The following is an 11,788-nucleotide window of genomic DNA, read 5'->3' on the forward strand; positions in this document are numbered from 1 at the left end:
GGGAGATGAGAACGGAAAATCAACCGGTTACGACCCAACGATATTCACTTTAATTGCATAAAAAGTGAATATGTTTGCGTATCCGGTGAGTATGGAGAGGAAAAAACGCAATATTATTCAGTTGCCAAATATAATTCTGGAATTGTGATCGTATACGAAATTTATCGGAAATGACTGCCTCATTCTGACGCAGCGCGCCCTAAAACAGTGCGTTTTTTGCGCCATTGTTAATACCATTCACACTCATCGCCGTAATCTCACGACAAGTGGCAGTCAGTTAGCCTAATTTCTGCTAACATCCTTGCACTATTCACCTTACAAAGTGGCAGCAACTATGAAATTTGTCTCTTTTAATATCAACGGCCTGCGAGCCCGCCCTCATCAACTGGCAGCCATTGTCGAAAAACACCAACCGGATGTTATTGGCTTACAGGAGACAAAAGTTCACGATGACATGTTCCCTCTCGAAGAGGTGGCAAAACTGGGCTACAACGTCTTCTATCATGGGCAAAAGGGCCATTACGGCGTAGCGCTGCTGACCAAAGAGACGCCGATTTCCGTGCGTCGCGGTTTCCCGCAAGACGATGAAGAAGCACAACGCCGGCTCATCATGGCGGAAATCCCCTCTCCACTGGGAAATATCACCGTCATTAACGGCTATTTCCCTCAGGGCGAAAGCCGCGACCACCCGTTGAAATTCCCGGCAAAAGCGCAGTTTTACCAGAACCTGCAAAACTATCTGGAAACAGAGCTAAAACAAGAGAATCCCGTGCTGATCATGGGCGATATGAATATCAGCCCGTCCGATCTGGACATCGGTATTGGTGAAGAGAACCGCAAACGCTGGCTGCGCACCGGTAAGTGTTCCTTCCTGCCGGAAGAGCGCGAATGGATGGCAAGGCTGATGAACTGGGGTCTGGTTGACACCTTCCGCCAGGCAAATCCAGAAACTGTCGACAAATTCTCGTGGTTTGATTATCGCTCGAAAGGTTTTGACGATAACCGTGGCCTGCGCATAGACCTTCTGTTAGCGAGTAATCCGCTGGCCGAACGCTGCGTAGAAACGGGCATTGACTATGAAATCCGCAGCATGGAAAAACCCTCCGACCATGCGCCAATCTGGGCCACCTTTCGCGGATAAATCATGCTGGCGTCCTGGCGGCTACGTGGCGTAGGACGTTAAATATATTGAGTAAAATCAACAAAACGGCAGTAAGAATTTGTTACTTACTGCCGTTTATTATACTGTCATCCTCGTTTTTGTTTCCCTACCAAACTCTCTATTATCAAGTCTTGATATAGGAAATCGCTGCGATGAAAGCCGAGTGTAAATTACCGATCGCCTGTCTGTTATTTGGCATTGTGGTTTACGCTATTCATTCATTCGGATTCTTTGATTTAGTCGTTAATTTACCCCATCTGCAAGAAATCGTTCGCCAAAGCGGCACGCCTGGTTACATCCTGTATATTCTGTTATTTATTGTTGCCACGCTCTGCCTGATGCCCGGCAGCGTGCTGGTCATTGTTGGCGGTGTGGTATTTGGTCCCCTTTGGGGAACGCTGCTCTCCCTGGTGGCGGCAACCCTGGCCTCCTCATTATCTTTTCTGCTTGCCCGCTGGTTGGGCAGAGATCTGCTGCTGAAATACGTCGGCCACACGCCCGTATTTCAGGCGATTGAGAAAGGTATCATCCGCAGCGGTACTGATTTTTTAATCCTTACGCGTTTGATTCCATTATTTCCCTACAACATTCAAAATTATGCTTACGGCCTGACGGCTATCTCATTCTGGCCTTTTACGTTTATTTCCGCCATCACCACCCTGCCCGGACTGTTGATATATACCCTGATGGCCAGTGAACTCGCCAGCGAAGGGGTTACAACGCTCTTTATTGTGAAACTCTGTCTGGCAGGTCTGTCGTTATTTATTTTAATTCAGCTTGCCAAAATATATGCCCGACATAAACGGGTTGATCTGCATGCTTCCGATACACCGAACAGCCCACCGACCTACTCATCGAATAATACGAAAGGATAGAGCGATGCAACATCACACAACAACATGGAAAAAAGGATTCACGGCACTGTGCCTGTTGGCTGTCGCAGGGCTTAGCGGCTGCGATCAAAAAACCGACGCGGCGGCGACCACACAAAAGACAGAATATGATGGTCTTTCGGAGAGTAAACCGCTGCGCATTGATTCGCAGGCGCACACTGTCACCCTGCTGGTGCAAATTAACGGGCGATTTCTTACCGACGATACCCGCCACGGTATTGTCTATAAAGGCGGCTCCAATGGTCATAAATCCCTGTTTATCGGCTATGCCGATCCCAAAGCATTGTATGACGCGTTGAAACAAGCCGGTGCCACTCCGGGTGATAATATGACGATGGAGAATAAAGAGACCACCCATGTCGCCGGGAGTAAACTGGCTATGTCGGTCAACTGGCAAGGCGCGGCTAAATCATATTCCTTCAATGACGTTATCAATGACAGTAATGGCAAAACTCTGGATATGCGCTTCGGCGGTAATTTGCAGGCAGCACAAGAGATGAAAACCGGTTGCCTGGTGTGTCTGGATAGCTGTCCTGTCGGCATTGTCAGCAACGCCACCTATACCTATGGTGCGGTCGAAAAACGCGGCGAAGTGAAATTTAAAGGTGACGCCTCGATATTACCGCCAGACGGCACGCTGGCTACCGTGACATTCAAAGTCGCTGACTGAGTTAACAGGTAAAGGATGATGGATAATAAAACGCGTATTCTCTGGTACTACCGCTGCGGAATCATCATCCTGTTGGCAGCCACACTGTTAGCATGGGCGCTGCTTCCCGGCGTTCATGCGTTTATTAATCACGGTATTGCGGCCTTTGCCGCCGTGGACCAACAGGGCATTGAACGTTTTATTCAATCGTACGGCGCCCAGGCGGCGGTAGTCTCTTTCATTTTGATGATCTTGCAGGCCATTGCCGCCCCGCTTCCGGCGTTTCTCATCACCTTTGCCAATGCGTCGCTGTTCGGTGCCTTCTGGGGCGGCCTGCTCTCCTGGACAAGCGCAATGGCGGGCGCCGCCCTCTGTTTTTTCATCGCCAGGGTGATGGGCCGTAGTGTTGTTGAGAAATTAACCGGCAAAGCCGTGCTGGATAGCATGGACGGTTTTTTTGCGCGTTACGGCAAACATACTATTCTGATCTGTCGTCTGCTGCCTTTTGTCCCTTTCGATCCGATAAGTTACGCCGCCGGTCTGACGTCGATCCGTTTTCGTCATTTTTTTATCGCAACAGGTCTGGGCCAGCTACCGGCAACCATCGTCTATTCGTGGGCAGGAAGCCTGTTAACCGGTGGCACATTCTGGTTCGTGACCGGACTGTTTATTCTGTTCGCGCTAACGGTGGTTGTCTTTGCTGCCCGAAAATTCTATAGCGAACGTCAAAAGAGGAGTTCCTGATGGGGTTGCCGCCTCTGAACAAAATCCCGTTGATTTTACGTCCCCAGGCGTGGCTGCACCGCCGCCATTACGGTGAAGTACTCAGCCCGATCCGCTGGTGGGGGCGTATTCCCTTTATCTTCTATCTGGTTTCTATGTTTGTGGGTTATCTGGAGCGCAAACGCTCACCGCTTGACCCCGTGTTGCGCGCGTTAGTCAGCGCCCGCATTGCGCAAATGTGCCTGTGCGAATTTTGTGTCGATATCACCAACATGAAAATCGCGGAACGCACAGGCAGTACGGACAAACTGTTGGCCGTCAGCGACTGGCGGCAATGTCCGCTGTTTAGTGAGTCGGAACGTCTGGCGCTCGAGTATGCTGAAGCCGCCACCATGACTCCCCCTACCGTCGATGACGCACTGCGCAGCACGCTGACCGCCCACTTTGACGCACAGGCGCTAACGGAACTGACGGCGCTGATCGGCCTACAAAATTTATCGGCGCGTTTTAACTCGTCAATGGACATTCCCGCGCAGGGACTGTGTCGCCTCCCGGGCGGGCCATCATCAGACGCGAAATCATAAGAATAAGGGGAAAATATGCGCCATTGTGTATGGTTATTGGGGATCCTGTCGCTCTTTTCCCAGACCACGTATGCCCTCGACTGGCAACAGATCAAAGATGAGGCGAAAGGTCAGACCGTCTGGTTCAATGCCTGGGGCGGCGATAATGCCGTCAATCAGTATCTCGACTGGGTGAGCGGCGAAATGAAAACCCATTACGCAATCAACCTCAAAATTGTCCGTCTGGCCGATGCCGCCGATGCCGTTAAACGCATCCAGACGGAGTCTGCCGCCGGGCGTAAAACAGGCGGTTCGGTGGATTTACTGTGGGTGAATGGCGAAAACTTCCGGACGCTGAAAGAGGCCGGATTGCTGCAAACCGGATGGGCGCAAACGCTGCCAAACTGGCGATTCGTGGACACACAACAGCCGGTGAACGAGGACTTCGCTATTCCCACCGAAGGCGCAGAATCACCCTGGGGCGGCGCGCAGCTCACCTTTATTGCCAACAGCGCGACCACGCCCGAACCACCCAAAACCCCGCAGGCGCTGCTGGAGTTTGCCAAAACGCATCCCGGGACCGTGACCTATCCGCGACCACCGGATTTTACCGGCACCGCCTTTCTGGAACAGCTTCTGATTACGCTTACCTCCCAGCCTGATGCTCTGAAAATCGCCCCCGATAACGCCACGTTTGCCGAGGTTACCGCGCCACTCTGGCACTATCTTGATGCACTGCATCCCTGGCTGTGGCGAAAAGGCGCTGATTTTCCGCCATCGCCTGCGCGTCTCGACGCCCTGCTCAACGCCGGTGTGCTGCGCCTTTCCATGACCTTTAATCCTGCCCATGCGCAGCAAAAAATCGCCGGCGGCGAACTCCCCGCTACTGCCTACAGCTTTGGCTTTTCTCAGGGCATGGTAGGCAACGTGCATTTCGTCGCGATCCCGGCGAATGCCCGCGCCAGCGCAGGCGCGAAAGTGGTCGCTAATTTTCTGCTCTCCCCTGAGGCGCAGTTACGCAAAGCCGACCCCGCCTTCTGGGGCGACCCTTCGGTGCTGGATCCGCAAAAGCTCCCGGATGCCCAACGTAACGTTCTGCAGTCGCGAGTCCCGGAAGGATTGCCCGCCGTACTGCCTGAACCCCATGCTGCATGGGTAAACGCGCTGGAACGAGAATGGCTACGCCGCTACGGTACGCGTTAATTTCGCTGCTCTGGTGCACTATAGCGGTGATCTATTCGCCGTTGGTTCCCGCCGCGTTCGCGCTTATCATTCCCGCGCTGTCCGTCAACCACTGGCTGGCGCTGTTTGCCGACCCGCAGCTATCACAGGCACTGCTGGCGACGCTGACCTCGGTGACCATTGCCACAGTTGGCGCTCTGGCGATTGCTCTGACGGTGATTGTCGCCCTCTGGCCAGGTGCGAAGTGGCTGCGTCTGTGCGCACGTCTGCCGTGGCTGCTGGCGATTCCGCACGTGGCCTTTGCCACCAGCGCGCTGCTGTTGTTTGCGGAAGGCGGGTGGCTGTACCAGATATTCCCTTATTTCTCCCCGCTATTGGATCGCTATGGTATCGGGCTTGGCGTGACCCTGGCGGTGAAGGAGAGCGCCTTTATCCTGTGGATCCTGGCGGCACTGCTGAGTGAAAAACAGCTTTCCCAACAGGTTATCGTGCTGGATACGCTGGGTTACAGCCGTCTGCAGTGTCTGAACTGGCTGCTGCTGCCTTCTGTGGCGCCTGCGCTGGGGGCGGTGATGCTGGCGGTTGTTGCCTGGTCCCTCTCGGTTGTTGACGTGGCGATTATTCTCGGGCCAGGCAATCCTCCTACGCTGGCGGTGTTAAGCTGGCAATGGTTAAGTCAGGGAGACAGCGAACAACAGATAAAAGGCGCGCTGGCCAGTTTGCTGCTGGTGGGACTGCTCGCCGCGTTTGCGCTGACAGGCTATCTGCTGTGGCGCTGCTGGCAACGCACCCTCCCCGCGCTCAGCGGCGTGCGTCGCCGCCGTTCATCAACGCGAGCGGGTAAAACGCTTTCGGTGATGCTGCCGGTAACGGGCGTGCTGTGCGCCCTGCTGCTGGCGCTTATCGCTCACCCTGCGTCCGTCAACCATGAGGCGTTACTCAACAGTCTGTCTCTGGGCCTGGCCGCCAGCGCCATCGGACTCATCGTGATTCTTTTATGGCTGGAATGGGGACCCGCACGTGGCCATCGCTGGCTCTGGTTGCCGATTATTCTGCCCGCTCTACCGCTGGTGACCGGGCAATATACCCTCGCGCTGCGACTGGAACTGGACGGTCAGTACGCCACCGTTATCTGGGGGCATCTGCTGTGGGTTATCCCCTGGATGCTGTTTGCGCTGCGTCCGGCCTGGCAACGCATCGACCCACGCCTGATACTGGTGGCGCAAACGCTGGGCTGGACAAAAGGTAAGATATTCTGCTGCGTAAAATGTCCGTTGGTGGTCCGTCCGGCGCTGCTGGCCTTTTCGGTAGGATTCTCCGTCAGTATCGCCCAGTATATGCCAGGACTTTGGCTGGGTGCCGGTCGCTATCCTACACTCACCACCGAAGCGGTCGCGCTCAGTAGCGGCGGCAGCAACGCAATCCTGGCGGCTCAGGCCTTGTGGCAGCTATTGCTCCCGCTGCTGGTTTTCGCGCTGACCGCGCTCATTTCAAAGTGGATTGGCTATTCACGACAAGGACTCCGCTAATGCTCGCTGTTCGCCATCTCTCACTGCATGTGGGACAAGTGCCACTGCTTAAACAGATGAATTTTGCTGTCGATAAAGGTGACATTGTCACTTTAATGGGACCCTCTGGCTGTGGCAAATCGACCCTACTCTCCTGGATGGTGGGGGCGTTGTCTTCGCATTTTCAGGCGAGTGGCGAACTATGGCTTGATACGCGACGCATCGATGGTTTGCCCACCGCTGAGCGACAAATCGGTATTCTGTTTCAGGATGCCTTGTTGTTCGATCACTTCAGCGTCGGGCAAAATCTGCTGCTGGCAATCCCCGCCAGGTTGAAAGGTTCAGCGCGGCAAGACGCCGTTCAGCAAGCCCTTGAACGTGCCGGGCTGGAGGGGTTTTATCACCGCGATCCGGCCTCGTTGTCCGGCGGTCAGCGGGCGCGTGTTGCCCTGCTACGTGCGCTACTGGCGCAACCGCAGGCGCTATTGCTGGATGAGCCGTTCAGCCGCCTGGATACGGAACTTCGCGAAGCCTTTCGCCAGTGGGTATTTGCTGAAATACGCCAGCAGGGAATTCCCGTGGTGCAGGTCAGCCATGATGTGCAGGATATTCCACCGGGTGGTGTGGTGTTGCAAATGGCTGACTGGGCGTGAATTTGCGCACAAACTGCGTTAACGCAAAGTTTTTGCCTCACGGCAGGCAGAAAATAGCGCCCTCTTATTTCAATGTCGGGCTATTCGATGAAACGTGTTTCTCAAATGACCGCGCTGGCACTGGCTTTAGGGCTCGCTTGCGCTTCTTCGCAGGCTGCTGAAATGTCGCAGGCGCTCACCCTCCACCAGTTGCAACAAAAACAGGGCGCTGCCATTGATACGCGTCAAAGCGCTTTCTACAACGGCTGGCCACAGTCGCTCAACGGCCCCTCAGGGCACGAACCCTCCGCGCTGAATCTCTCCGCGAGCTGGCTCGATAAAATGAACGATGAGCAGCTCACCGCCTGGCTCCAGACGCATCAGTTAAACGCCGATACCCCGGTGGCGCTGTACGGTAATGAAACCGACATGCAGGCCGTCAAATCGCGTTTGCAAAAAGCCGGTTTACAGCAAATTTCCACCCTCAGCGACGCATTGCAACAGCCTTCCCGCCTGCAGCGACTGCCGCATTTTGAACAACTGGTCTACCCGCAGTGGCTGCACGATCTTCAGCAACAGAAGTCCGTGACGGCAAAACCGGCCGGTGACTGGAAAGTCCTCGAAGCAGGCTGGGGCGCGCCGAAGTTCTACCTGATGAGCCACATTCCTGGTGCCGGTTACATCGATACCAACGAAGTGGAAAGCGAGCCGCTGTGGAACAAAGTGTCCGATGCTCAGCTTAAAGCGATGCTGGCGAAACATGGCATCCGCCACGATACGACGGTTGTCCTGTATGGTCGCGACGTTTACGCGGCAGCGCGTGTCGCGCAGATCATGCTCTATGCCGGTGTGAAGGATGTTCGCCTGCTTGATGGCGGCTGGCAAAGCTGGTCCGATTCAGGCCTGCCAGTAGAACGCGGCACACCGCCTAAGGTGAAAGCGGAGCCTGATTTTGGCGTGACCATTCCGGCGCAACCGCAGCTGATGCTGAATATGGAACAGGCTCGCGCCCTGCTGCATCGCCAGGATGCTTCGCTGGTCAGCATTCGCTCATGGCCTGAGTTTATTGGCACCACCAGCGGGTACAATTACATCAAACCGAAAGGCGAGATTGCCGGTGCGCGTTGGGGCCACGCTGGCAGCGACTCTACGCACATGGAAGACTTCCACAATCCGGATGGCACCATGCGTAGCGCAGAGGATATCACCGCCATGTGGAAGCAGTGGAATATCCTGCCGGATCAGCAGGTTTCCTTCTACTGCGGCACCGGCTGGCGCGCTTCAGAAACGTTTATCTATGCCCGCGCGATGGGCTGGAAAAACGTCTCCGTCTATGACGGCGGCTGGTACGAGTGGAGCAGCTTCCCCAAAAATCCGGTCGCCAGCGGCGAGCGTGGTCCGGACAGCAGCAACTAAATCGTGAATGCCTGATGGCGCTACGTTGTGTAGGCCGGATGAGCGTAGCGCCATCCGGCTACACGGCTTATCCGGCACGCTGAAGCGATTTCAGCGTCAGATAGCCACTGCAAATCCGCGTAAAGGTCGTCATCCAGCACAACACGCCGAATATCCACGCAAGCCACGAAAAATAGGCCGGGAATAAACAACTCAACACAAACAGCAGAATCGTCTCCGTCCCTTCCGTCAGTCCTCCCAGATAGTAAAACGATTTGTGCGCATAGCCGGGATTATCAATCTGATGTTTCGCCGCCAGCGCGGCAAAGGCCAAAAAGCTGCTGCCAGTGCCGATAAACGCAAACAGCAGCCAGCCACCAGCCAGCGCATTTTGCTCCGGTGCGGCGAGAATAAAGCCAAACGGAACCAGCGCGTAAAAGAGAAAATCGAGAGAGATGTCGAGAAATCCGCCCGCATCCGTCAGCCCCCGACGTCTGGCTAATGCGCCGTCAAGACCATCCAGAAACCGGTTCAACACAATAGCGACCAGCGCGGCCAGATACCAGCCTAATGCCAGAAACGGCAATGCCAGGACACCGATAGCAAATCCAAGCAGCGTCAGTCCGTCAGGCGTAATCGCCGGTTTATCCAGGACGCTGGCGCACCGATGCAGGAGAGGTTTAATTCCAGGGTGAAGATAGCGATCAAGCACAAGCGCTCCCGTAAGCGTAAAGGTCTTCAGATAAGATAAAACTGCGGATATTATGGCATTTTCTCTCGTCAGGCAGTGTTGAATATAATGAAATCTCTCGACGTCGTTGCCGCTATCATTGAACGTGATGGCAAAATTTTACTGGCTCAGCGCCCGGAACACGCCGACCAGCCCGGAATGTGGGAATTTGCGGGTGGAAAAGTCGAGTCCGGCGAAAGCCAGCCACAGGCACTGGCGCGCGAACTCAGGGAAGAACTGGGGATCGACGCGGTGGTTGGGCAGTATATTGCCAGCCATCAGCGCGAAGTGTCTGGTCGGTTAATTCATTTGCATGCCTGGCATGTGCCGGACTTTAGCGGTACGTTGCGCGCGCATGAACACCAGCGTCTGATCTGGTGTTCGCCTGAAGATGCGCTTAATTATCCGCTCGCCCCGGCAGACATTCCGCTATTAGAGGCATTCAGGGTTTTACGCGACGCCAGACCAGCGGATTCGTACTGAGGGTTTTCTCGTCACGTTGACACTGCAACAACACGCCGTCGGCTTTGATGACGGCCCCTTCTGAATAATTTTGGTCCTGGTAGATGCAGCACTGATTGCAGGGCTGCGGGCGCTGTCCGCTGGAGCTAAAGACCTCCGGCGGCACGTTGACGTCGATATCCGGGCGATAACGGTCATCCGCCTGTACAGCGAAAGGCATAAGCGCCACTGCAACAGCGGCCATCAATAAACGGCGCATAGTCATTCCTTTTAAATTGAACTCGTCTTCCATTATAACGGTCGTCAATGGCAGAAACTTTAGCCCTCTGACCATCGCTTTTGGTAATGACGCCCGCCTCGTTATTAATTTGCTTAGCGCGACGATTTTTTTCTTGCTTAGCGTCACATTGCTGATGTTATATTCAAAATCTGCAAACACCTATTCACATAAAACACAATTACAACCACATTAAAATATAAGAGGTTTTTAAATCTATGGATCAGACATGTTCTCTGGAGTCGTTTCTCAACCATGTTCAAAAGCGCGACCCGAATCAAACCGAGTTCGCGCAGGCCGTTCGTGAAGTCATGACCACCCTGTGGCCCTTCCTTGAGCAGAATCCCCGTTATCGCCAAATGTCATTGCTGGAACGTCTGGTTGAGCCGGAACGTGTGATCCAGTTTCGCGTCGTCTGGCTGGACGATCGCAATCAGGTTCAGGTAAACCGGGCCTGGCGCGTACAGTTTAACGCAGCGATCGGTCCTTATAAGGGCGGGATGCGTTTCCACCCTTCGGTTAACCTGTCGATTCTGAAATTCCTCGGCTTTGAGCAAACCTTTAAAAACGCCCTGACCACGCTGCCGATGGGCGGTGGTAAAGGCGGTAGCGATTTTGACCCGAAAGGCAAAAGTGAAGGCGAAGTGATGCGTTTCTGCCAGGCGCTGATGACCGAACTGTATCGTCATTTGGGGCCGGATACCGATGTACCCGCCGGTGATATCGGCGTGGGTGGGCGTGAAGTGGGCTTTATGGCCGGCATGATGCGCAAACTCTCCAACAATAGCGCCTGCGTCTTTACGGGCAAAGGCCTCTCCTTTGGCGGCAGCTTGATTCGCCCTGAAGCGACCGGTTATGGCCTGGTCTACTTCACCGAAGCAATGCTAAAACGCCACGGTCTCGGTTTTGAAGGGATGCGCGTGGCGGTTTCCGGATCTGGCAACGTGGCGCAATTTGCCATTGAAAAAGCGATGGAGTTTGGCGCGCGTGTGGTCACCGCCTCCGACTCCAGCGGTACCGTCGTTGACGAAAGCGGCTTTACCAAAGAAAAACTGGCGCGCCTGTGCGCAATCAAAGACAGTCGCGATGGTCGCGTTGCCGACTACGCGCGTGAATTTGGCCTGACCTATCTGGAAGGCAAACAGCCGTGGGCAGTCCCGGTCGATATCGCCCTGCCATGCGCAACGCAAAATGAGCTGGATGTCGATGCCGCTCGCCAGCTTATCGCCAATGGCGTGAAAGCGGTGGCGGAAGGCGCAAATATGCCGACCACCATTGAAGCCACCGATCTGTTCCTGGAAGCGGGCGTACTGTTCGCGCCGGGCAAAGCGGCTAACGCAGGCGGCGTCGCGACCTCCGGGCTGGAGATGGCGCAAAACGCCGCGCGCTTAAGCTGGAAGGCAGAAAAAGTGGATGCACGTCTGCACCACATCATGCTGGATATTCACCACGCGTGCGTCGAGTACGGCGGTGAAAATAAACATACCAACTACGTTCGTGGCGCAAACATTGCGGGCTTCGTCAAAGTGGCCGACGCGATGCTGGCGCAAGGCGTGATTTAACGTTCTGTAGGTCTGATAAGCGTAGCGCCATCAGACAATGCCGGATGGCG

General features: G+C 54.8%; 13 protein-coding genes. 11 read left to right on the plus strand and 2 right to left on the minus strand.

The annotated features are described in order from the left end of the window. The first annotated feature begins 334 nt into the window (after positions 1 to 334). From xthA to AC07NP_RS05990, 9 genes are all read left to right on the plus strand, one after another. Positions 335 to 1,141 (plus strand): exodeoxyribonuclease III, encoded by an 807-nt coding sequence (gene xthA, locus AC07NP_RS05950; RefSeq protein ID WP_203358028.1) that lies wholly within the window; start codon positions 335 to 337, stop codon positions 1,139 to 1,141. A 173-nt stretch (positions 1,142 to 1,314) separates the two neighbouring features. Beyond that, positions 1,315 to 2,037: a TVP38/TMEM64 family protein gene (locus tag AC07NP_RS05955; protein WP_494659859.1), complete on the plus strand. Its 723-nt coding sequence runs from the start codon at positions 1,315 to 1,317 to the stop codon at positions 2,035 to 2,037. A gap of 4 nt (positions 2,038 to 2,041) precedes the next feature. Beyond that, positions 2,042 to 2,725, plus strand: a complete 684-nt coding sequence (locus AC07NP_RS05960; RefSeq protein WP_494659860.1) for a YdjY domain-containing protein — start codon at positions 2,042 to 2,044, stop codon at positions 2,723 to 2,725. A 15-nt stretch (positions 2,726 to 2,740) separates the two neighbouring features. Next, complete coding sequence (locus tag AC07NP_RS05965) at positions 2,741 to 3,448, plus strand: TVP38/TMEM64 family protein (RefSeq protein WP_494659861.1); 708 nt, start codon at positions 2,741 to 2,743, stop codon at positions 3,446 to 3,448. Further along, positions 3,448 to 4,011 carry a carboxymuconolactone decarboxylase family protein gene (locus tag AC07NP_RS05970; RefSeq protein WP_494659862.1) on the plus strand — a complete coding sequence of 188 codons (564 nt, stop codon included), beginning with the start codon at positions 3,448 to 3,450 and terminating at the stop codon, positions 4,009 to 4,011. The genes AC07NP_RS05965 and AC07NP_RS05970 overlap by 1 nt, the downstream gene beginning before the upstream one ends. A gap of 15 nt (positions 4,012 to 4,026) precedes the next feature. Further along, the gene (locus AC07NP_RS05975; protein ID WP_494659863.1) at positions 4,027 to 5,193 is read left to right on the plus strand and encodes an ABC transporter substrate-binding protein; all 1,167 of its coding nucleotides are present in this window, start codon (positions 4,027 to 4,029) and stop codon (positions 5,191 to 5,193) included. Next, positions 5,166 to 6,701 (plus strand): ABC transporter permease family protein, encoded by a 1,536-nt coding sequence (locus AC07NP_RS05980; RefSeq protein ID WP_494659864.1) that lies wholly within the window; start codon positions 5,166 to 5,168, stop codon positions 6,699 to 6,701. The genes AC07NP_RS05975 and AC07NP_RS05980 overlap by 28 nt, the downstream gene beginning before the upstream one ends. Continuing rightward, on the plus strand, positions 6,701 to 7,333 hold the full coding sequence (locus AC07NP_RS05985) for an ATP-binding cassette domain-containing protein (RefSeq protein ID WP_494659865.1): 633 nt from the start codon (positions 6,701 to 6,703) through the stop codon (positions 7,331 to 7,333). Before AC07NP_RS05980 ends, AC07NP_RS05985 begins: the two co-directional genes overlap by 1 nt. A gap of 87 nt (positions 7,334 to 7,420) precedes the next feature. Continuing rightward, a complete protein-coding gene (locus AC07NP_RS05990) occupies positions 7,421 to 8,728 on the plus strand; it encodes a rhodanese-like domain-containing protein (protein ID WP_494659866.1) in 1,308 nt (435 codons plus the stop codon). 67 nt (positions 8,729 to 8,795) lie between these two features. Here AC07NP_RS05990 and AC07NP_RS05995 read toward each other — a convergent pair whose 3' ends face one another. Next, positions 8,796 to 9,419: a CDP-alcohol phosphatidyltransferase family protein gene (locus tag AC07NP_RS05995; RefSeq protein WP_494659867.1), complete on the minus strand. Its 624-nt coding sequence runs from the start codon at positions 9,417 to 9,419 to the stop codon at positions 8,796 to 8,798. Between the two features lie 87 nt (positions 9,420 to 9,506). Here AC07NP_RS05995 and AC07NP_RS06000 point away from each other — a divergent pair, with 87 nt between their 5' ends. Continuing rightward, positions 9,507 to 9,920 carry a pyrimidine (deoxy)nucleoside triphosphate diphosphatase gene (locus AC07NP_RS06000; RefSeq protein ID WP_494659868.1) on the plus strand — a complete coding sequence of 138 codons (414 nt, stop codon included), beginning with the start codon at positions 9,507 to 9,509 and terminating at the stop codon, positions 9,918 to 9,920. On the opposite strand, the gene AC07NP_RS06005 is transcribed toward AC07NP_RS06000, so the two are convergent. After that, the gene (locus AC07NP_RS06005; protein ID WP_494659869.1) at positions 9,880 to 10,158 is read right to left on the minus strand and encodes a YnjH family protein; all 279 of its coding nucleotides are present in this window, start codon (positions 10,156 to 10,158) and stop codon (positions 9,880 to 9,882) included. The two genes, AC07NP_RS06000 and AC07NP_RS06005, sit on opposite strands and share 41 nt — an antisense overlap. Before the next feature lie 236 nt (positions 10,159 to 10,394). On the opposite strand from AC07NP_RS06005, the gene gdhA reads away from it, so the two are divergent. Then, on the plus strand, positions 10,395 to 11,738 hold the full coding sequence (gene gdhA, locus AC07NP_RS06010; RefSeq protein WP_192612006.1) for an NADP-specific glutamate dehydrogenase: 1,344 nt from the start codon (positions 10,395 to 10,397) through the stop codon (positions 11,736 to 11,738). Positions 11,739 to 11,788: the final 50 nt, after the last annotated feature.

The organism is Citrobacter sp. GW821-FHT07H02, from assembly GCF_059418505.1.